This is a genomic window from Terriglobus sp. ADX1, assembly GCF_036877645.1.
GTDB lineage: Bacteria > Acidobacteriota > Terriglobia > Terriglobales > Acidobacteriaceae > Terriglobus.
The window spans coordinates 44,132-65,168 of sequence record NZ_JAEDXV010000027.1 but is presented as its reverse complement, the minus strand read 5'-3'; the positions used below and the strand labels follow the sequence as shown (position 1 = coordinate 65,168).

Here is a 21,037-nt window from a genome sequence, read left to right as displayed (position 1 = left end):
AAATAAGACGCCCACCTTTCAAGGTGGGCATCTTCATTTCATGTCTACGCCTTACCGTACTTCCTGCGGTACTCCTCTAGGAATTTCGCGATGCGGCCAATCGCCTCTCGCAAATCCGGCTCGTGCGGCAGAAACACAATGCGGAAGTGATCCGGATGCGGCCAGTTAAAGCCTGTTCCCTGCACCAACATCACTCTCGTTGCTTCCAGAAGCTGCAGAAGGAACTGACGATCGTCCTTGATGGGATATAGCGCTGGGTCAAGTCGCGGAAACATGTACAGCGCAGCCTGAGGCCGCACGCAGGTCACGCCGGGGATGGCGGTCAGCAGTTCGTAAGCCAAATCGCGCTGGCGACGCAGACGTCCGCCCTCACCCACCAGGTCGTGAATGCTCTGGTAGCCGCCCAGCGCAGTCTGAATCGCCCACTGCCCTGGCACATTCGCACAGAGCTTCATGTTGGCCAGCATGTTTAGGCCTTCAATGTAATCCTTGGCAACGCGCTTATCGCCGGAAACCACCATCCATCCCGCACGATAACCGCAGGCACGATAGCTCTTGGAGAGCGAGTTGAACGTCAGCGTGAGTACATCGGTAGACAGGCTTGCAATTGCCGTATGCACTACGCCGTCATACAGAACCTTGTCATAGACCTCGTCCGCCAAAATCACCAGACCATGCTCACGAGCAATGGCAACGATGCCCCGCAGGATGTGGTCCGGATACAGCACGCCGGTGGGGTTGTTCGGGTTAATAACAACAATTCCCTTGGTGCGCGGCGTGATCTTGGAACGAATGTCATCCAGATCAGGATTCCAGTTGTTGGCTTCATCGCACAGGTAATGCACGGGCTTTCCACCCGATAGGCTCGTGACAGCCGTCCACAGCGGATAATCTGGCGCGGGAACCAGCAACTCATCGCCATCATTCAGCAGCGCATTTACTGCCATGGCGATCAAATCGGAGGCGCCGTTGCCCAGGTAGACATCTTCCAGCGTCACGCCCTGCACGCCCTGCGTCTGGGTGTAATGCATCACAGCTTTGCGAGCGGCAAAGATGCCCTTGCTATCCGAATAACCCGCCGAATTCGGCAGATTACGAATCATGTCCTGCTGGACTTCTTCAGGCGCATTGAAGCCAAACACGGCCAGGTTGCCGATGTTTAACTTGATTAACTGTTGGCCTTCGTCCTCAATCTGCTTGGCACGTTCCATGATGGGACCGCGAATGTCATACAGAACATGTGCCAGTTTGTTTGATTTGCTTATCGTTTTCATGGATCGCTCAGGTATACGCAAACAACACAATGCGCGTAACTCAAACGATACGCGATTCCGAGCATAAAGGTAGCCAGTAACGCAGCCCCGTTATACGTTTCGGCTGCAACGCCAGAAGCTGTACGACATTCCCAGCAGAACAGCCGCACCCACTGCCCAGCCCCACGCCGCCGGACCATCTCCCACTGCAAGATGCGCAATCACAGCGGAGACAAGCGTAATGGAAAAGCCTGCATACGCCCACTCCTTAATCCACACAGGAATCCCAGGCACAAGCAACGCAATCACGCCCACGAACTTGGCCCACGAGAGTTCAACACGGAAGTAGCTCGGAAATCCAAGATGAGCGAATGCCGCAGCCACTTGAGAAAGCTTCAACTGTGCGTACGCGGTGAACGTCATGTGGATGGCGAAGAGTGCCGTGGTGATCCAGAAACCCACGGCACATCGCTTCGACGCCACCTACGCCACACTCCCAGCCAGCACCTTTTCCAGCTTGCCAAGGAAGCTCTGCCATCCGTACTGCGCACCACGAAACGCTGCTTCCTGATCCGTGCGGAAACCAGACTGTTCCATGCGAAGATGCGTACCGCCCTCTTCCGGCGTCAACGTAAAGAGCACCACACTCTCAAGCCCCATGGAGTTCCACGTATACGAGAGCTTCCGCTGAGGCTCAATCGCCAGCACTTCGCAATCAATAACACCATTCCAATTCGCCACAGGTTCAGCGCGAAACTGAAACGACTTACCTACTGCAGGATCGAAGTCGTTTTTCATAAGCCACTGTGCCAGCAGCGCAGACTCTGTCAGCGCTCGCCACACTTTTTCAGGAGGATGCGAGAAGCTCCTCTCAATCAGAACGGCACGTGTTTCAGCAGAATTGCTCATGGTTCCATCCTTTCCAACACTTCTTCCAGCTTGTCGAATCGTTCACGCCAGAACACGCTGTAATGCCGCAGCCAATCGGCAAGGGGCGCCAGAGCTTCCGGGCGAGAGCGGTAGTGTGTCTCACGTCCGTCACGACGATGCCGCACCAGCTTTGCCTGTTTGAGCACCGTCAGATGCTTGGAAACGGCGGGCTGTGAAACACCCGCAAAGCGAGTGAGCGCATGCACCGTCTGCTCCCCTTCTCGAGTGAGTTCTTCAAAGATTGCCCTTCGAGTCGGATCCGAAAGAGCGCGAAACACGAGATTGGCGTTTGCGTTTGGCACGAAGAAACCATAACCATTTGGTTATGGATAGTCAAGTAAGAATTGGGGACAAAATTTCGTAAAGCGAAAACTCCGTCCCGTAGGGTGGACCAATGTTTGTTGACTCGAACTACAGTGTCGTGGTGCCAGTGACCAGGAAGCGGCGGTTCAGCCAACGACGCACTGGCTCATCGACCAGCTTGAGGCAGGCATAGGCAATCGCCACTGCGGTAAAGAACAATGCCGCACCCCATGTCACGCCTTGCATCGGTGTCAGCTTTCCGTCGTACACCTTGGCTGTGTAGATGTAAATGAGCGAGTAATGCGTGATGTAAAGCGGATAAGAAATTGCGCCTGAGAAACGGCACAGGTGAGTGGCCGTGCGTCCATTGATCTGCTCACCCGCGCCCATCGCTACGATGATCGGGAACACGAAGATGATGACCATCGCCTCGTACAGGCCATTCTTCCAAAGTGTGGCTGTCGTGCCAAAGCGCGGCAGCATGAAGGTGACAAGCAGCAACAGGCTGCACCACAGGAAGGCGTTCCGCACGTGGATGCGTTTGTGCATGCGTTGCAAAAGCATGCCAGCCAGGAACGGGAAGATCAGTCGGATAAAGCCGACTTTCAACTCAATCGCATTGACCGACCAACCACCCGTAATATCGCCGCGTGGCGTGGTGACAAGGTAGTGCGTGAGCACGGCCGCGGAGAGCACGGTAAGCACCATCAGCACGCGATTGGATACCTTGCGCAAGCCAAGCGCGTAAGCAATATTGGCGATGTACTCGAAGAAAAGCGACCACGCAGTACCAGCAAGCGGATGCATCTCTTGCCAGCCGCGAATATCCATGGAGATGGGGATCGGAATCACGGTGCAACCGATGAGCGCGACAAGAATGAGTCTCGACACGGAAGTGTTGGCGACGATCGGAAAGATCTTGGGGCTGGCGCTGAAGTAAAACAACAGCGCACCAACTACGTTGCCCATGATGAGCATGGGTTGCAAGCGAATGATGCGGCGCTTGAAGAAGTCCCACAGCGTCATGCGTGGCTGACCCTTTGCAGGATTCCAGCGACTGTCATACGCATAAGCGATGACAAAGCCAGAGAGCATGAAGAAGAAATCCACCGCCAGATAACCGTGATTGATGATCTGCCTGGCGTGGTCGCCGCCATTCCATGTCTCGCATATGTGAAAGAGGACCACCATCATGGCCGCGACGCCGCGCAGACCGTCAAGAATCTCAAAATGTTGTTTGGGCTGGATGCGTGCGTGGGGCTGGCTCATGACTTCCAACCACCATACACAAACTGCTGTGAAGCTGGCACCGCGAGCCATCACGCAATCTGAAGTCCCGCTACACTAACGCCATGGCTTTGCTTTCTGTTGAAAACCTCACCATCCGCTTCGGAAGCAGCACCGCCGTGGATGGCATTTCGTTTTCCATCAATGAAGGCGAAGTACTTGGTCTCGTCGGAGAATCCGGTTCCGGAAAATCCGTCACCTCACTTGCGATCCTGCGTCTTCTTGCGCCTTCTGCATCCATGACGGGCAACATCCACTTCGACGGTCACGATCTCCTAAACCTTTCGGGGAAACAGATGCGTGCGCGTCGCGGACGCGACATCAGCATGATCTTTCAGGAGCCCATGACGGCACTAAATCCCGCCATGACCATCGGCGAACAGATCGCAGAAGCCATCCGCGTGCATCATCCGAAGCTCAGCAAGACAGAAGTAAAAGATCGCGTTCTTGAGTCGTTAAACAGCGTCGCGCTTCCTGATCCCACGCGCCGCAGTAAGGATTACCCCCACCAGTTCAGCGGCGGCCAGCGCCAGCGCATCATGATTGCCATGGCCGTGGTCAACCAACCGCGACTGCTGATTGCAGACGAACCCACCACCGCGCTCGACGTCACCGTGCAGGCGCAGATTCTTCGCCTGCTGCGCGATCTTCGCGAACGCCATGGCCTGAGCATGCTTTTCATCTCGCACGATCTCGCCGTGACGGCGCAAACAGCGGACCGTGTGGCTGTAATGCGACACGGACATATTCTGGAAACCAATACTGCCGTAGAGCTTTTCCGGGCCCCGCAGAATGACTACACCCGCGCCCTGCTTGCCGCCGTGCCCACCATGCACACCGACCGCGAACGTCCATTGGCAACTCTCTAGCCGGTCATGATGCGCTGGCAAAGATCGATTCGCTTTGCCAGCGCGGTGACCAGCGATTCATTCGTAATAAGTTCTGGCTGACCGCTGCTGTTTGTAGGAAAATTAGCCGCACAATACCGCCGGCAATTCCTTGCGGCAGGACTTCACGTATCGCCCCGAGGGAGATATGGAGAACGGCTGGTTTCAACGGAATATTGCTTTTATCTCTGGCGGCATCGGATTACTGATACTGCTTCTTTTCGTTGCTCTCCTATGCCTGGCTCCATCACAGTTTGGAGTGCAACGAAAACCCATCACAATTTCACATCCTCAAAAGGGTGTCACCTTTGTTGTGAGCCTGGACAGCGATCGAATAGAGCCCGGGACGAACGTGGCTTTGCACGTTAAGGTGCTGTCCGACATCCATAAGACGATGCACCTGGAAGTTTGCTCGGAACTGCCGAACGCGGTACAGACAACGAAATGCATCTATTGGACGCCCAAAAGCTCGTCCACAACCCTCAACTTGCCGGTTACTACCGGAGAAGCTGTGGGCACCGAGAAAATGACCGTAATGGTCACGGCTTTGACCTCCAAAAGGAGATCCGGCCTGGGCTTTCATCAGACGATTTTGACGCTCGGGCCGTTACGGATAGAAGACTCTTACGCGGAACTGGGATGGATGTGGCCTGCTGTTCGCAGAATGCGAGCGACGCTGAAGGATCTTGGTGTCCCAATTCTGGTTGCGATATTGGGTGCCTGGTTTACCTGGATGGCAAACCGGCGCGCGGAGAAAACTTCAAAGCTGGCAAGCCGGCGCGCCGAAGAGAACGAGGTGCGCCGAAGCCAGTTCGCCAAGATGCAGCAAATGACCCAGAACTACTACACGCACATAGTGGGTCATGCGCGTTATGCAGTGACATTTCTCAGGAGCGACGAAACGGATGCGGAAGAGAAAGCCAAGTTTCATCTGCTGGGGCTGTTGCTCTACAACGCCCGACTGGCGGAAAAGGAAGGCGGCGTATTCTTCACGGATCTGAATGCCGAGAATGTTTACCGAAATGCGATCGACCTGATCTTTGAAAAGATCCGAAAAGATTTGGGCGGTGAGCAGAAATTTCGCCCTGCGCTGCAGAAGCTTTCAGATACGGCTATAAAACGCACCCAGGGTGCTACACCGAACCCTGACACCGACTATTCGGCAGCTTCGCCACGGTTTGCTGATTTTCAGGAGGTTGAGAACAGTGGAGGCGTTACAGGTTGGACACTGCCAGCCGCGAAGAGCCCCGAGCGAAATCTGCTTATATGCGCCTTGGAGATACTGAAAGCCGCAACCGGCTACGAGTACGACGAACCTCTATATGAGCATTGGTATCGCAATCGCAAGGAAGTGGAAAGCGTAACGCTCCCGACTATGGCTGATATCGGTACGCTGAAAGAAATCGACCGGCGCAAGGTCTGGCACGACCTTCTTGAGAATTTCAAGAATTGGTTTAAAGGAAGCGCTAAGAAGATGGAAAGGAGGGAATCCGCAACGGCGGAACCGACCGCAGCAATGCTTGAGGAACTCGCAAAACTTCTAAACCCACATCAGCCTTGAGCTTGACATGAGCGCACTTCAACCCTGTCCCCGCTCTCTAAAAGCGATGGAGAAACGAACAGCTTAACCGATTACGTCTGCGCCCTTATGCACTTGTGGTTCCTCCCGGATACTTGGTCAGAGCATACGCTCCACCCATAGGATGCACAACGGGGATGAACGGATTCGGCTGGAGCTGATTCGTTGGCCCATGACAGAAAAGAATCTAAGCTTCTTAGATTCTGCGGCTTGCGTAACAGTTCCGCGACATTAGAATCCGATGGATGCGCCGGGACCTTGTCTGACCGCTACGTTCCTGTAGCATGGATAGGTTCGCGCGTCCGCGCAGACCTCCGTCCATAATGCGCGCACTCGTTCTCTCCGACATTCACGGCAACCTGGAAGCACTCAATGCTGTGCTGGAAGACGCAGGTACATGGGACGCCCTGTGGAACCTGGGCGACGTCGTCGGCTATGGCGCCAGCCCGAACGAAGTCGTGGAACAGATGCGTCACCGCGCTACCCAAAATGTGCGTGGCAACCACGACAAAGTCGCCAGCGGCATCGAGTCGGCCGAGACCTTCAACCCATCCGCACGCGAAGCCGTGGAGTGGACACGCGACCACCTAAACTCGGAGTCCATTGACTGGCTCAAGGCGCTTCCGCACGGGCCCATTAAGGCTGATAACGCCGATGTCTCACTCGCACACGGTTCCCCGGTGCACGAGGACATCTACATCCTGAACATTCGCGATGCGTGGCAGCCGCTGCAGGTGATGCAGCAGCAGGTCACCTTCTTTGGCCACACCCACATCCAGGGCGGCTTCGGCTGGCAGGACGGCCATTGGTTCACCGTGACACCGAAGTACCTTCGCAGCTCCGGCTCCTGCCGCTGGACACTCGCCATGGACGAAGGCCGGCGTTACCTGTTGAACCCCGGCTCCGTAGGCCAGCCGCGCGACCTGGACCCACGCGCCGGATACATCATCTACGATAGCGACGAAAAAACAATCACCTTCCATCGCGTGCCCTACGACATCGACCTGGCACAGGGCCGCATTCTGCTCGCAGGTCTTCCGGAAAAACTGGCCAAGCGGCTCCGTATGGGTCGTTAGAACTCAGTTCGCTTCTGGCCGATCGATGTGATCGATCACAAGCACTTCAACTTCGCCTTTCGAACGCTCCAGCCTGAGTCCAAGCTGTTCACGGAGGGCTGTTGGCAACGACAAGCCCGCGGATAATCCTGCCGCCGATGGCAGGGCATCCGCATCATTCGTCCATTGCAAGTTCATGTCAAAACCGCCCGACAGCCCCGTTAGGTCAACAACCACACTATTCAGATCTGTGTTGTAGCTATGCGAAAGGCTCGCCGCCAGATCCGCGATGGTGACTCCCTTGCCTTCCAATCTGCGGCTCGGACCTTCCTCAGTCCTATGCAAACCGCAAAAGGGCACCGCGGGCTTTCCATTGGAAGCCATATCCGGTTGCGCATCTTTCACATATGGCTTGCAGCTTCCTTCAACAGAGCGATGAAGCTTTAATGCTCCTTTGATCGTTCTCAACTCATAACGCGGCAGGACTTTGATTTCTCGATGCGCCTTCAATCCAAAGCGCTCCTGAAGAAGAGCCTGAAGCATTGGCCCTTCCATCTGATTCACAGTTGTGTCACCGCTCGCCTTTGCGGTCACGTCGTAGTGTTCGGAGGCCGTCCACGAGGGCGCATCGACCATCTGAAAATCCTGAATACCGAATGCAATCAACAGGAGCCGCTGCACGGAGATATTCGTCGCCGCAAGCCGGCCCGGCGTCGCCTCCAACAGAGATCTTCCCTCTCCGTTGTTTGGCCGAACCGACGCAACATCAAACGAGGTCTGTGCATGTCCGCAAACCGCACCGCATACGAGAAGCGCAGCGGCAAAACAAACAAAGCGGAGCCTACGGGCTCCGCTTTGGATTGAAACATGGATCGACATCTGTCGCCTATGCGTCCGGAATCTCATGCAGCTTCATGAAGTTCGTACCGCCAATGCGGCTGGCCGTTCCACCCACAATGCCCAGAACCTCGCGCGGCTTTGCCAGGCCCAGTTCACGCAGCTTCTGCTCGGCCATCTCAATCTGCAGATCGCCACCGCCAAAGCGGTCAACCTTCAGCGGATACACACCCCACAGCATCATGCACTTGCCGATGACATCCGTCTCTGTGGACAGAGCGTAAATCTGCACATTTGGCCGGTACTTCGACAGCAGACGCGCTGACGTTCCCGACTCCGTAAACACGGCAATCGCCTTCAAATCCAGGTCTTCAGCAGAATGCGCCATGCTCTCGCAGATGGTCTCTGCCACACTCAGCTTTGCGCCCTTTGCGTGCATGGGAAGCTGCGGAGCCGTTGTGGGATCCAGCGTCATCTGCGCCTCTGTCTCCACAATGATCTTCGCCATCATGGCCACGGCCTGCACCGGATACTTGCCCGCTGCGGACTCGGCCGAAAGCATCACCGCATCCGTACCGTCATACACGGCGTTCGCCACATCGCTGGCTTCCGCACGCGTCGGACGCGGATTGTCGATCATGCTCTCCAGCATCTGCGTCGCCGTGATCACCGGCTTGCGATACGCCAGAGCGCGACGGATGATGTGCTTCTGAATCGCAGGCACCTTCTCCGGCGGCACTTCCACGCCAAGGTCGCCACGAGCCACCATCAGCGCGTCGGTCTCTTCCAGAATCTCTTCCAGGTTCTCAATCGCCTGCGGCTTCTCCAGCTTTGCCACAATCCACGCATCGCAGTTCAGTTCCTTCATGCGACGACGCGTGTAACGAATGTCCTCTGCCGTGCGCACAAACGACAATGCCAGCGCATGCACACCCTGCTTTGCGATGAATTCGAGGTCTTCCTCGTCCTTCTCTGTCAGCGCAGGAACCTTCACAGGAATACCCGGCAGGTTGATGCCCTTGTTCTCGCCCAGCATGCCGCCGTTGACGATGTCACAGACTACGTCCAGACCATCGACGCGCGCCACGCGCAACTCAATCAAACCGTCAGACAGCAGGATGGTATCGCCGGGCCCCAGGTTCTCCGCGAGAGTGGGAAACACGGTGCTCACCTTCTCGGCGGTTCCCTTCATCTCATGCGGCGTGATGATCAGTTGCTTGCCGGCTTCCAGCAGTACTGGCTTGCCGTCCACCAGCTTGCCCGTGCGGATCTTCGGTCCCTGCAGATCGGCCAACAGGCAGATCGGCTTACCTTCGCTCTCACTGACCTCGCGCACCATGCGGATCAGTTCCGCCTTCTGTTCATGCGAGCCGTGCGAGAAATTCAAACGCGCCACATCCAGGCCCGCACGCACCAACTGCCGGAAGACCTCCGGCGAAGACGACGCCGGTCCCAGTGTTCCTACAATCTTGGCGCTGCGGCCCGTGCCGCCCAGCAGAAAATTACCTTCGCTCATCGTTCTCCAGACCGGACGTGTGAAAATTCCCGTCGGCACAGCTTAATTTTTCCTCCCGAAGAAGGGAAACAATCTGTGCATGGGGCCTCTCGCATTATCGGTAACTATACGGATTCCGGCAAACCGGGGCGAATATCGCTCACTCTCGGCGCGCTCTCTGTGCTGTTCAAAAATTCATACACAGACTCAGATGTCGAAAACTGTGGGTCCGGCATCTCGAGCCAGCTCCGCATTCAACTCTGCGCCGCACAGTACGGTCAACGACGTCAGAAACAGCCATACCAGCAGCACCACGCCCGTTCCCAGCGATCCATACACCCTTGAATAATGCGCGAATCGTGTGACATAGAAGCCAAACGCAACCGTCGAGACAAACCATGTTGCTGTGGCAAACGCCGCTCCCGGCATTACCTCGCGCCAGCTTGGACGCACCGGGATTCCAAACCGGTAAATCACTGCAAGCACAGCAGCCGTTGCGCTCAACGATGCCACCCAACGAACAGCGTTCGCGGTCCAGTACAGTCCCGTGTCCCAACCCGTGGGCGAGTACCGCATCAGCCCCAGCAAGCCGTAATGTCCGAAGATCACCAGCATGCTGGCTATGGCCATCGGCAGGGCTGCAATCGGCACCATCAGGTACGACTGCAACTGCCGCTTCATCTGCCCGCGCCACCCCGAGCCCCAGCAGGTTTCCGTGAGACCATACGCGCGACGAAATCCTTCCATCAGCGTGGCTAGAACACCCGCCGCGCCACCAATGCTGACGAACATCGCGCCCAGCAGCACAGTGGTCGATTGCGGCTTGCTGTGCGTGGTGTTGAAAAACCCGGAAAACAGCGGCCACACGCTCTCCGGCAAAACGCGGACGGCAAAGATCTCAATCTGTGAACGCAGCGGCCCTGTGTAGGGCACCAGCGCAATCAGCGCAGCCAGAACCGCAATCATGGGAAAGATGGCAAAGATCGCGGAATATGCCGTCGCCTTGGCCGTGTTCAGGCAGTCATGCTGAAAGGCGTTCCAGTACGCCAGACGTACCTTGTCCGTGAAACGCAGGCCCTCATTGCCCAGGTCCGCACCCATTTCCATGGCATGACGGTGCGCAGAACGCGCATGATGCAGCACAGCCGCTGCGGCGCGATTCGTGCGCCGTGTCGTCCGGTCAATATCCTCTGAGTCTGTTGGGACCAGCGTTATCTCCTCTGCATGCAACAAACCCGGTGCATGCCTAAAGGATGCGCTCTTGACCAACGAGGTGCAAGCCATTGCGAAAGGACTTGTTTCCACATCCGCGAATCCGCATGAATGAATACATGCTCACCCGCCGACGCTTCCTCTCCAACTCCACCCTCGCCGCGACATCGTTGGCGCTTGGACAAGCCCGTGCAGATAAGCCTCACAATATCTTTCAGCGCCTCCCGCAGCAGGTTGCAGCTCTTGAAGCGACCAGCGGTGGCCGCATTGGTGTCTACGCGCTGGATACGGACACCGGTAAATTCGCAGGTCATCGTGAAGACCAGCGCTTCCCCATGTGTTCCACCTTCAAATTCTTATTGGCAGCCACAGTTCTCAAACGCGTGGATGACAGCAAACAATCGCTTGGTGACGTACTGCCTATCCCGAATAAGCCATTGGTGGGTCACTCACCTCTGACGGAGCCACACGCAGGCGCAACCATGTCTGTCGCCGCTCTGTGCAACGCCATCCTCAACCAGAGCGATAACACCGCCGCGAATGTTCTTCTGGACGCCATTGGTGGCCCGCCGGCCATCACAGCATTTGCGCGCTCCATTGGCGACGAATTTACGCGACTCGATCGCAACGAACCGGACTTGAATTCCAGCATCGACGGCGACCCGCGCGACACCACCACGCCCACTGCCATGGCAAAGAACCTGCAACGCATTCTTCTGGGAAATACACTCAAGCCCGCATCGCGCCGCCAGATTACCGAGTGGATGGAGAACAGCCTCACCGGCCTGGAACGCCTGCGCAAGAACATGCCGGAAGGCTGGCGTGCAGCAGACAAGACCGGCTCCAACGGCGAACACACCACCAACGACATTGCTGTTTTGTGGCCCATCCACAGGGCACCAGTCATCGTCACCTGCTACATCACACAATGCCCCGGCCCGGAGACAAAACGCGGAGACATGATTGCAGAGATTGGCCGCTACGTTCGGGAAGCTATCCTCTTCGGCTAATGCAAAAGAGGCAGGCATTGAGCCCGCCTCTTTTCTTGTTCCTGCACAGCCACTAGTTAATACTGACCGCTTTGTCCTTCACAAATGTCACACTCACCGGCTTGCCGTCGTTATCAAACAACACGGTGCGATCGCCCACCTGTCCCGGCCCCGGCTTGCTCACCTGTCCCAGCGCCAGATCGGTCTGCAACTCATTCATGCCCTTCTCCACGCGATGTTCATCTACGGCCTTCCACACCTCAGGCTTCCAGTGCTTGTACAACTCATGCGGATCGTCGTAGAAGAAGCATTCATCGAGGAAGAAGTTATAAAACTTGCCCTCGCGATCTCCTACTGGAGTGCCCCATAACTTTTCAGGATCATCCTTGCGATGGAACAGCATGATCACCTGCGCATCGCCCTTGGGCACACGGCTGTACACCGACGCAGGCGCCTTCTGCTCAATGAAATTCACCACTTCCAGAGGCTCCGCCCCCAGCAACAGCGGCCCCGCATGCGCATAGTCCATGTGTGCAGCCGTCGCAGGATACGCATTCAACTGCCCGGCTGCATAGACCCAGATACGCTTGCCATTCAACTCACGCGCATCCTTCAGATCGGTCTGGTGCAACTTACGCGGCAGCACCATCTCGTCCGCACTGTAGCTCTCTTCTACAGTAGCAACAGGCTTATCGGCCTCATGACGCGTGCGCCAGATCAGATATACACGCACCGCAGCCACCACCACCAACAGCAGGGTAAACCACAAAATCAGTTTCTTAATGGAAGGCCCTTTGCTCTCAGGAACATCATTCCCGGAACCACTGGAAGCAGGAGTATTGAACATGCCCATATCGCAAGCAGATTACCGCAGAACCTCCACCAGCAGTGGAGATACACAGAGCAAGCCTAGTTCTACTGCAGGTTTGACAAGAAGTAGCCGTAGAGCGCCAGCGCAAGCAGGGCTCCGGCAAAGGTGACCTTCTGACGGCTGAGATAAGCCTGTCGGCCACTGGTCATCCGCGGTACAAGCGGCAGCCCCAGCAGCAATCCGAAGAGCAGTCCGCCAATATGGGCAAAATTATCGATCCGTAGACCATCCAAATGGACGCTGTGCATCAGCGCTCCGGACATCGACCCCATACCGATCAGGAGATTCAGCACGGCGAAGGAGATCACGGAGCGTCGGATGGCATGCAGATCCTGCAACGGAATGCCACGGAAACCCGGCCGCGGTTCTGCCAGCTTCTTGTTTGAGAACAGCACGATCAGGATGCCCGCTATGCCGAAGACCGCTCCTGAGGCGCCAGCACCTACAACTCCTCCGTGCCCGTTAAAGGTGAGCGAGAGCAGATTGCCGGAGATGCCGGTGAGCAGGTAGACCGAGCAGAGGCCGAAGAAGCCCAATAGAGGCTCGCCAATGACGCCCAGATTCCACAAGCACCACATGTTGGTGGCAAGATGCAGCGCGCCTACATGCACAAACATGGCCGTAACCACACGAAACCATTCATGGTTCAGGAAGACCAGTGGCGCATACGTAGCGCCGAAATGAACCAGCGCATCCGGATCAGGCGAGATGGGATCCACGCCGTGAAGCACCATCCACAGGTACACGACGATATTGATGCCGAGTAGGACGTACGTTGCGGGGGCCTGCCGAAACCGCGGCACGCGGCTGCCCATGGAGCGACGCGCTGCCGCATTCTGCAGCGCTGCATCTTCCCGTTGCACATCGTCCGCCGGAGAACCGTAGCGGGGGGCGTCAAAATCCGGAGAAGATTCGAGAGACATCGCAGCGTTCGCGGTGCGGCGTTAGGGGGATTGGAGTTTTAGAGCACGCGTTCGCGGCGGCGCTGTTGAACAGTATGCGAGATCAGACCCGGTGCCGGCGTAGCAATGGCCACCAGAATCCACATCAGCACAGACAGCAGAAGCCCCGCAACCGCAATGGTCTGCGTGGTAAGTGCCATGGAAAGGTGGTGCATGTGAAGCTCGGCAAAGGTCACCTGAGCCCAGGGGCCGCGGTGGATCACCATGGTTGCCAACAGAAACGCAAAAGCTGAGAGCGTAAAGACAGAAAGCAGAACTACATCGATCGTGCGATGAAGACGCTGACGTGCGCGGCAGTGCCAGCACTGGTGCAAGTGATCTTCATAAACGCCACGAACTTCAGGCGAGACTGACGAAAGGTCGTACCGCCACCCGGAGAGGATGTCTCCCACAACCTGGTCCTCGCAGCCGTCTTCGCTGCCCAGCATGGCCGCAGCGAATCCGTGTGTGCGGAGGTCGTGCACATAGGATTTAGGTTCGGTATTCATCATGGGTTCATATCCATTCTAGTTGTTCAGACGCAAGGAAATCCAGTAGTGATTCAATACTTTGTCTTACGCTTTACATAACCAGAGGTTCCATCGGTGCAGCCTGATCTGCAAGTAAAATTCGATTTCCGAGGAGGCTGGGGTGATTCCCCAACGCCTGCTCCGCGGCCAGACGGGCTAATTCCGGCATATTGTTGCTCTCGGAAAGGTGCGCCAGGATGATCGCATGGGCGCCGCCGTCATAATCGCGTGTGAGAAATTCCGCCGCTGCGGCATTCGACAAATGCCCCACTCGTGACAACACTCTCTGTTTGACGCTCCAGGGGTATGGTCCGTCGCGCAACATCTCCAGATCGTGATTCGATTCCAGCAGCAGAACATCGCATTTCTTTAGCGCAAGCTTCACATTCTGCGGAACATAACCAAGATCGGTTGCGAACCCGAAGCGTAACCCTTCTCCTTCAAAGACAAATCCACAGGGGTCTGCCGCATCATGCGGAATGGTGAAAGGCAGAACGTCGATATCGCCGATGCAGAGGCGCTTCCCGGCCTCAAAGTACTCCACAGCAGGCAGATACGAGGGATTGTCGCGAAGGCTGGTCTTAGTTTCCGCTGGCAGGTCTTCACACAAATCCGCGACTGCGGCAGCCTGTAATGCCGCTTCCGGGTCCGTGGTGGCGTCAACGGCATCCACGTCGATATCCGAGGCGAAAAAATGGTCGTCTGGACGGTCTTCCTGCGATGAGGCAGCAATCTGGTGCGCTAAAGCCTGCGCCTCCAGTCGCGCTTCTTTCTCAAGACGCGTCTTCTCCAACCACTGCTTGTAGCTCATGGTGGTACGCGGGGTCATCTGCCGCACCCAGGCGCGGTGCGTCGCTTCCGTAAAGTAGACGGGAATGTTTAACTTACGCGCTAATACCGGAAGCCCTGAGACGTGGTCCGCGTGCTCGTGCGTGATGATAACGGCGTTCAGCGCATAAGGGTCTTCGCCGGAGTGCTTCATCCGGCGCATCAATTCGCGGCAGGAAAGCCCCGCATCCACCAGGATGCGCGTTCGCGACGACGCAATCACGGCGCTGTTGCCTTTAGACCCCGAGGCGAGAACCGTCATCCGCATCATGAACGCTAGTTTACTGGTTCGTAACGTGGATTACGAGGTAGTAACTAGGTTGATTCAGGTCACTCGTTACGCATTCCGCAAGGGCGCCAGGAACTTCACGGTGCTCTTCATCACGATCTCGCCGCGCTGGTTGAAGGTGTTGGTGTAAATCGTCACTAAACCCAGTTCCGGACGATTCTTGGACGCACGCAGGCCGATGACTTCCGTCTCTGTATGTAGCGAGTCGCCGGGACGAACCGGTTCCGTCCAGCGGATCTCTTCCACGCCTGCGCCGATCATGCCGCCGTGGACCTTAATGGTGTCCACACGCATGCGCATGACAACAGCAGCAGTAAGCCATCCAGAGGCAGCCTGTCCCTTGAAGAACGTGCTCTTGCCGGCGGCTTCGTCCAGATGGAAGGGCTGGGGATCGTACTTTTCAGCGAACTCTGTAATCTCGCGTGCCGTGATTTTCACGCTGCCCTTGGATTCAAACTTCTGGCCAAGGTGAAAATCTTCAAAGTAGAGTTCGTCTGCCATGGTGGAACTGTCCCCCTCAGGTGCCGCGGAATTCTGTCTTCTCTTTATAAGAGCCGAAGTCTATCAAAGGCGATGCTTGTAACGGTTCCACGGGCGGTATCCGGTCACCTGCCGCCTTCTTCGCAGATTGTGATTCACTAGTGAAGGCATTTTGCCCGTTTTCCTATGAGTGACCTCTACACGCACGCACGTTCCGCCGCCGACCATCTTCTGGCACAGACAAAGTATCGTCCGAAACTTGGCATCATCCTGGGCTCTGGTCTGGGCGATTTTGCCAACAGTGTGGAAGACGCCGTTGCTGTTCCCTATTCCGAGATTCCGCACTTTCCGCAATCGACCGTGGAAGGCCACTCGGGACGCATGGTGTTGGGAACGATTGCCGGTGTGCCGGTAGCCGTGATGCAGGGTCGCGTGCATGCCTATGAAGGTTATCGGATGGATGAGGTGACCTTTCCTGCCCGCGTTCTTGGCCTGATGGGCGTGGAGACGCTGATTGTGACGAATGCCGCTGGCGGCATCCGTGCAGACTTTGCACCAGGATCGATCGTGGGCATCTCCGATCACATCAACCTGACCGGCACGAACGCTGCACTGGGACGCAACGAACCTCGCTTTGCCGTAACGCAGGGCAGCGGCCTGCGCTTCTTTGATATGACCACGGCGTACACGCCGCGTCTGCTGCAACTGGCCCAGGAGACGGCGCAACAACACGGTTGGTCGATGCAGACCGGTGTGTACATTGCTGTGCTGGGACCGAGCTACGAAACACCCGCAGAAATTCGTGCATTCCGCACGCTAGGCGCAGATCTGGTCGGCATGAGCACCGTGCATGAGGTGATTGTGGCACGGCACATGGGCATGGCAGTGCTCGGACTGTCGCTGGTGACCAACGCCGCAGCAGGTGTCAGCAACGAATCCATCGATCACAGCGAAGTGATGGAGCATGGAAAACATGCAGCCAAACGCTTCTCTGCCCTGCTGACAGCAATTGTTCCCAAGGCGGTCATAGCAGCATGAGCCATTCTTCCGGCAGCGCGATAAAGCCGGTGGTGCTGGGCGTGGGTGGATGCTCTGGCAGCGGCAAGACGACACTGGCACGCGAACTGGCATCGCAGTTGGACGCGGTGCTGTTTCCGCTGGACTTCTACTATCGCGATCTGGCTCACCTATCGCGTGAAGAACGCGATCACTACAACTTCGATCATCCGGAGTCGCTGGAGCACGACCTGATCGTGCGGCATGTGGAACAGCTTCGTCAGAACCAATCCATTGATCGGCCCAACTACGACTTCAGCACGCACTCGCGCGTGAAGGATGTAACGGATCACCTGGAGCCGCAGCCCTTCATCATCGTGGAAGGCATTCTGGCGCTGCACTACGTTGATCTGAAGCCGCTGTATGACCTGACCGTGTACGTCGATGCTCCGCACGAAGTCTGCCTGACACGACGCATCTATCGCGATACGCGCGAACGGGGACGCACAGAAGAGAGCGTCCGCGAGCAGTTCGAGCGGTACGCACGCCCGATGGCCGACGAGTATGTGCTCCCCAGCCGAGATGTCTCTGACCTCACTGTCAAAGGGACAGAAGCGCTGGACTGGTCGATTGAAGTGGTGCTGTCGGAGCTGCGTCGCCGCAATCTCCTGTCGCAGGCCTGACACGCTTTTCCATCATCTGCTGCCACACCACACGGCACATCTCTGCGGCCTGCGTGCGATGCCGCGCAGGAATGCCAGTGGTGCGGAACTGTACAGATACGTCGTCCATGGAACGCAACCGCATGAGCTGTAGCAGGTGCGGCATGAGGGTCATGTCACCCCAGTAGGCAATGCGTTCGCGCTGCGCGGCGTCGCCATAGGTAATCCATGTGGGAATGATCGGCTCGTTGCAGTCCAATGGGGACTGAAACAACGCAGCATACATCGGCAGTATGGTTTCGCCTGCCGATGTTGTTCCCTCGGGGAAGACAACGACGGACTGGCCACTGCGCAAAACTTCTGCAATGGTTCGATTTGCTGCAGCGGCAGCACGGATGGAAGTGCGATCGAGAAACAGTACGCCTGCCCGCTCACACAACAATCCAATCAAGGGCCAGCGCCGCACTTCTGCTTTCGCAACAAAGATAGTCGGCGTAAGAGCAGCCAGCACCAACACGTCCATATAGCTGATGTGATTTGCGGCAATAAGACCGCGGGACGGCAGCGCGCCACGCGGCTGCACAGGACAATGCAGAAAGCGCAGAATGCGTTGCGCCCATCTCTGCGACCAGCATGCGCGTTCACGCGTGGTGCGCAGAGGTCGAACGGTACTTTCGATCCACATGCCAAACAACATGGCGAACAAGCAGGTAAGCCGAACACATGCTGTTGGGATGGAGTAAAGCTGTCGCCTCACAGATAACGCCTTGCAATGCGGGGATGCATCGTCTCCAGATCGAGCAATGTGAGGAAGTCGATCGTGCCGAAGCTGCAATCAATCGCCGGTGTGGAGCAGATGCGCGCACCCACCGCCAGATACGCACGCAACAAGCGCGGCGGCTCCTGCATGGTTTCCACACCGTCGCGCATCGCCATGGCAAACGCCTTGGTGGGAACCGTCATCAATGAAGACTCAATCAGATACGGTTCCAGCGCACGAAACACTGCCGTGCCTTCTTCCGCACACTGCGATGTAAGCGAGCAGCAGCCCATGAGGTAGCGCAATCCACGCGCCTTCGCATAGCGCATGATGCCCTTCCACAGCAGGTTCAAAACCTCGGGCGAGCGATGATCGCGATGCACGCAGGCACGGCCCAGTTCCAGCACGTTGGAACGCATTTCTTCGTAGGGCGAGAAATCAAATTCCTGTTCAGAGTAATAGCCAAAATACTGCGCAGCGACGTCGCCACTCTGCAGGCGATATGTGCCAATGACTTCGCCTGTTCCTGCATGCTCGACGATCAGATGGTCGCAGACATCGTCAAACTGATCCGTGTCATAGCCTGTGGCATACGACGATGCAAGACCTTCATTCAACTCCACGTTAAACACGAGGAAGCGAAGTCGATATGCGGCAAGGCGGTCGTCTACTGTGGCTGCAAGGCGCGCGCGGTAAGCGCCAAACTCTGCAATGACTGGGGATGAGGTATCGACCGCTGAAAGCGGATACGCGGAGACAGGAGATACAAGGACACTGGTCGACATAGCGGCTCCGGCAGTGCAGCGTTCTTTGACGTACTGCGTCGAGTGTGGCGCGGCTGTGAGAACAGTTCGGGAACAGAATGTAAAAGTACGGGAACACCTGTGTGAGCCAACGATGAATCACGCCCCGTTGTCATTTCCTGTAGTCTGACGCAGGTGATTACAGTTGCTCAGGATGTGCGGCACTCATGGCTTCGGCGAACCATTGTTTCGCCCGTGGTCCGGCTGCTTCGCCGAGGAGCCTCTCCAAAGCGACTGGCATGGAGCCTGACGATTGGCTTCATCATCGGCATTAATCCGGTGATTGGTTCCACGACGGTGCTGACGATTGCCGTCTCGCATCTGTTTCGCCTGAACCATCCCGCATCGCAGCTTGGCACGCATAGCGCCTATCCATTTCAGATTCTTCTGTTACTGCCTTTTCTTCAGGCTGGGTCACTCGTGTTTGGCATGGGACCGCTGCCACTGCAGCCATCAGAGATATTGCAGATGGTGAAAACACATCCGCTTGATCTGCTGCGCACGCTGTGGACGTGGGAGTGGCATGCACTGGTGCTGTGGGCTGTCATGGCTGCCGTCTTAACGCCAACACTTGCGATGCTGCTAACGCGCATTCTGGAGCGCGCCACACGTAAGCCGCGCACGGCGGTTTAACTACACCACAACCGGAATGCGGCTGATCCCGGCAAGGCCGAAGACCTCGCGATAATGTTCGACCAGGTCCGGCGGACCGCTTGCCTTTTCGTAATTATCGGAAAGCTTCACAGACGGACGTCCGTTTGCCGATGTCAGTTTGCAGACCAGCGAGATGGGTTCCAACGCGTCTTCGCTGCGCGGATGACAGTCGCGAAAGTCATTGGTTAACAAAGTTCCCCAACCTGCAGAGAAGCGGATGCGCCGATCCAGACGCCATTTGCGGGTATCCAAGAAATCTGCTGCGCTACGGAAGTCACGCACGCTAACACCAGGTGCAATAGTTCCAGAAAAATACGCATGCAAACTGAGTATCGTCTGCACATCAAGACCGTCGCTCGCAATCAGCAGCTTCGTCTTAGGATCTTTGCCACGCGATGCAAGCCACGTAATGTACTCATCGCCTGCAACAAATGGATCCTTCGAATCCACACGCTGACCAGTCCAGTCGGCAACCCAGTCCGGTGCGTGTTGCAGGAACTGTGTTGTGCCATAGGTATCCGGCAACATTACCCGCAATGCGCCGTGATACGTCTGCTGCCAAAGTTCCAGAATGCGATATTGCGATTCCTTCAGTTCCTCATCGTTCGTTGCCATCGCTGCAAGCGCCATCGGCAACTCATGCGCATTGGTACCGATGGCTTCCATGTCGTGCTTGTAAGCCAGGAATGTATTGCTGGTGCCGGTGAATGCAGCACCCAACTCGGAGTGCATCGCCTCTACTACAAACTCCTGCCACAGGAAGGAATGGCGACGGCGCGTTCCGAAGTCTGCGACGGCAATACCGGGCACATCGCGTAGTTGTTCGATCTTGCCCCACAGACGCGTCTTTGCGCGCGCATACAGAATGTCGAGTTCGAACTCGCTCATGCCCTTCAACGCAGCGCGTGTCTTCAGTTCGTTGAGGATAGACAGCGCATAAATCTCCCACATGGTCACACTGATCCACGAACCTTCAAAGCTCAGTTCAAACTGACCATCACGCTCGGACAGGTGATAGTCACAGAGCGCAAAGTCGTTCTCAAGCCATTCAAGGAATGTAGGTTCAAAGATGCCACGCGTGCCATAAAACGTGTTGCCCGCAAGCCAGATCATTTCGCTCTTGCGATACCGCAGTTTCTTCACATGATCCAACTGCGCGATGACAGCCTCGCGCGGAATCATCTCCGCCAAACGGAATTTGTGATTGCGATTGTTCAGGCTGAAGGAGACGTTCGTATCGCGAAAGTGCTTCCAGATGAACTGGAGCATCAGCAGCTTGTAGAAGTCCGTATCGAGCAGCGAACGCACGATGGGGTCAAGGTCCCAGTTATGGTTATGCGCGCGCTCAGAGAAGTTGATGATCATGGCTGTCTTTAAGAGGGTAGCAAGCAGCGAA

The 21,037-nt window shown here is 56.5% G+C and carries 23 protein-coding genes; 7 read left to right on the top strand and 16 right to left on the bottom strand.

What is annotated here, in order from left to right; all coding sequences use genetic code 11:
- Nucleotides 1-44: 44 nt before the first annotated feature.
- The 5 genes from JAO32_RS16095 to JAO32_RS16075 form a co-directional block, all read right to left on the bottom strand.
- A complete protein-coding gene (locus JAO32_RS16095; RefSeq protein WP_334242253.1) occupies nt 45-1,274 on the bottom strand; it encodes a pyridoxal phosphate-dependent aminotransferase in 1,230 nt (409 codons plus the stop codon).
- Nucleotides 1,275-1,364: 90 nt separating this feature from the next.
- Entirely contained in the window at nt 1,365-1,736 is a 372-nt protein-coding gene (locus tag JAO32_RS16090) for a DoxX family protein (protein ID WP_334242250.1), read from the bottom strand.
- The gene (locus JAO32_RS16085) at nt 1,737-2,162 is read right to left on the bottom strand and encodes an SRPBCC family protein (RefSeq protein WP_334242248.1); all 426 of its coding nucleotides are present in this window, start codon (nt 2,160-2,162) and stop codon (nt 1,737-1,739) included.
- Entirely contained in the window at nt 2,159-2,461 is a 303-nt protein-coding gene (locus JAO32_RS16080) for an ArsR/SmtB family transcription factor (RefSeq protein ID WP_334242254.1), read from the bottom strand. Before JAO32_RS16080 ends, JAO32_RS16085 begins: the two co-directional genes overlap by 4 nt.
- A gap of 133 nt (nt 2,462-2,594) precedes the next feature.
- A complete protein-coding gene (locus tag JAO32_RS16075) occupies nt 2,595-3,755 on the bottom strand; it encodes an acyltransferase family protein (protein ID WP_334242246.1) in 1,161 nt (386 codons plus the stop codon).
- Between the two features lie 83 nt (nt 3,756-3,838).
- Between JAO32_RS16075 and JAO32_RS16070 the strand changes: the two genes are divergently transcribed.
- The 3 genes from JAO32_RS16070 (at nt 3,839) to JAO32_RS16060 (ending at nt 7,315) form a co-directional block, all read left to right on the top strand.
- Nucleotides 3,839-4,642, top strand: a complete 804-nt coding sequence (locus tag JAO32_RS16070) for an ABC transporter ATP-binding protein (protein WP_334242244.1) — start codon at nt 3,839-3,841, stop codon at nt 4,640-4,642.
- 166 nt (nt 4,643-4,808) lie between these two features.
- A complete protein-coding gene (locus JAO32_RS16065) occupies nt 4,809-6,221 on the top strand; it encodes a hypothetical protein (RefSeq protein ID WP_334242243.1) in 1,413 nt (470 codons plus the stop codon).
- A gap of 341 nt (nt 6,222-6,562) precedes the next feature.
- A complete protein-coding gene (locus JAO32_RS16060; RefSeq protein ID WP_334242241.1) occupies nt 6,563-7,315 on the top strand; it encodes a metallophosphoesterase family protein in 753 nt (250 codons plus the stop codon).
- Nucleotides 7,316-7,318: 3 nt separating this feature from the next.
- On the opposite strand, the gene JAO32_RS16055 is transcribed toward JAO32_RS16060, so the two are convergent.
- From JAO32_RS16055 to JAO32_RS16045, 3 genes are all read right to left on the bottom strand, one after another.
- The gene (locus tag JAO32_RS16055; RefSeq protein ID WP_334242239.1) at nt 7,319-8,173 is read right to left on the bottom strand and encodes a TIGR03435 family protein; all 855 of its coding nucleotides are present in this window, start codon (nt 8,171-8,173) and stop codon (nt 7,319-7,321) included.
- Between the two features lie 7 nt (nt 8,174-8,180).
- On the bottom strand, nt 8,181-9,647 hold the full coding sequence (gene pyk, locus JAO32_RS16050) for a pyruvate kinase (protein ID WP_334242237.1): 1,467 nt from the start codon (nt 9,645-9,647) through the stop codon (nt 8,181-8,183).
- 186 nt (nt 9,648-9,833) lie between these two features.
- Nucleotides 9,834-10,859: a YihY/virulence factor BrkB family protein gene (locus JAO32_RS16045; protein ID WP_334242235.1), complete on the bottom strand. Its 1,026-nt coding sequence runs from the start codon at nt 10,857-10,859 to the stop codon at nt 9,834-9,836.
- 98 nt (nt 10,860-10,957) lie between these two features.
- Between JAO32_RS16045 and bla the strand changes: the two genes are divergently transcribed.
- Nucleotides 10,958-11,848 (top strand): class A beta-lactamase, encoded by an 891-nt coding sequence (gene bla, locus JAO32_RS16040; RefSeq protein ID WP_334242233.1) that lies wholly within the window; start codon nt 10,958-10,960, stop codon nt 11,846-11,848.
- Between the two features lie 52 nt (nt 11,849-11,900).
- On the opposite strand, the gene JAO32_RS16035 is transcribed toward bla, so the two are convergent.
- The 5 genes from JAO32_RS16035 to JAO32_RS16015 all read right to left on the bottom strand — a co-directional run bounded on the left by JAO32_RS16035 (nt 11,901) and on the right by JAO32_RS16015 (nt 15,787).
- Nucleotides 11,901-12,674, bottom strand: a complete 774-nt coding sequence (locus JAO32_RS16035) for a hypothetical protein (protein ID WP_334242231.1) — start codon at nt 12,672-12,674, stop codon at nt 11,901-11,903.
- Between the two features lie 68 nt (nt 12,675-12,742).
- Nucleotides 12,743-13,621, bottom strand: coding sequence for a rhomboid family intramembrane serine protease (locus JAO32_RS16030; RefSeq protein ID WP_334242228.1), 879 nt, complete (start codon nt 13,619-13,621; stop codon nt 12,743-12,745).
- 38 nt (nt 13,622-13,659) lie between these two features.
- Nucleotides 13,660-14,151: a hypothetical protein gene (locus JAO32_RS16025; RefSeq protein ID WP_334242226.1), complete on the bottom strand. Its 492-nt coding sequence runs from the start codon at nt 14,149-14,151 to the stop codon at nt 13,660-13,662.
- 70 nt (nt 14,152-14,221) lie between these two features.
- Entirely contained in the window at nt 14,222-15,268 is a 1,047-nt protein-coding gene (locus JAO32_RS16020; RefSeq protein WP_334242225.1) for an MBL fold metallo-hydrolase, read from the bottom strand.
- Nucleotides 15,269-15,334: 66 nt separating this feature from the next.
- The gene (locus JAO32_RS16015; protein ID WP_334242223.1) at nt 15,335-15,787 is read right to left on the bottom strand and encodes a MaoC family dehydratase; all 453 of its coding nucleotides are present in this window, start codon (nt 15,785-15,787) and stop codon (nt 15,335-15,337) included.
- A 165-nt stretch (nt 15,788-15,952) separates the two neighbouring features.
- Here JAO32_RS16015 and JAO32_RS16010 point away from each other — a divergent pair, with 165 nt between their 5' ends.
- Together JAO32_RS16010 and udk are read left to right on the top strand one after the other, a co-directional pair.
- Entirely contained in the window at nt 15,953-16,804 is an 852-nt protein-coding gene (locus JAO32_RS16010) for a purine-nucleoside phosphorylase (RefSeq protein ID WP_334242220.1), read from the top strand.
- On the top strand, nt 16,801-17,445 hold the full coding sequence (udk, locus tag JAO32_RS16005) for a uridine kinase (protein WP_334242218.1): 645 nt from the start codon (nt 16,801-16,803) through the stop codon (nt 17,443-17,445). The genes JAO32_RS16010 and udk overlap by 4 nt, the downstream gene beginning before the upstream one ends.
- Here udk and JAO32_RS16000 read toward each other — a convergent pair.
- Nucleotides 17,363-18,181, bottom strand: a complete 819-nt coding sequence (locus tag JAO32_RS16000; protein WP_334242215.1) for a lysophospholipid acyltransferase family protein — start codon at nt 18,179-18,181, stop codon at nt 17,363-17,365. The two genes, udk and JAO32_RS16000, sit on opposite strands and share 83 nt — an antisense overlap.
- A complete protein-coding gene (locus JAO32_RS15995; protein ID WP_334242214.1) occupies nt 18,178-18,969 on the bottom strand; it encodes a GNAT family N-acetyltransferase in 792 nt (263 codons plus the stop codon). The genes JAO32_RS16000 and JAO32_RS15995 overlap by 4 nt, the downstream gene beginning before the upstream one ends.
- 153 nt (nt 18,970-19,122) lie before the next feature.
- Between JAO32_RS15995 and JAO32_RS15990 the strand changes: the two genes are divergently transcribed.
- Nucleotides 19,123-19,620 (top strand): DUF2062 domain-containing protein, encoded by a 498-nt coding sequence (locus tag JAO32_RS15990; protein ID WP_334242212.1) that lies wholly within the window; start codon nt 19,123-19,125, stop codon nt 19,618-19,620.
- On the opposite strand, the gene JAO32_RS15985 is transcribed toward JAO32_RS15990, so the two are convergent.
- Nucleotides 19,621-21,006: a nicotinate phosphoribosyltransferase gene (locus tag JAO32_RS15985; protein WP_334242209.1), complete on the bottom strand. Its 1,386-nt coding sequence runs from the start codon at nt 21,004-21,006 to the stop codon at nt 19,621-19,623. It lies immediately after the preceding gene.
- Nucleotides 21,007-21,037: the final 31 nt, after the last annotated feature.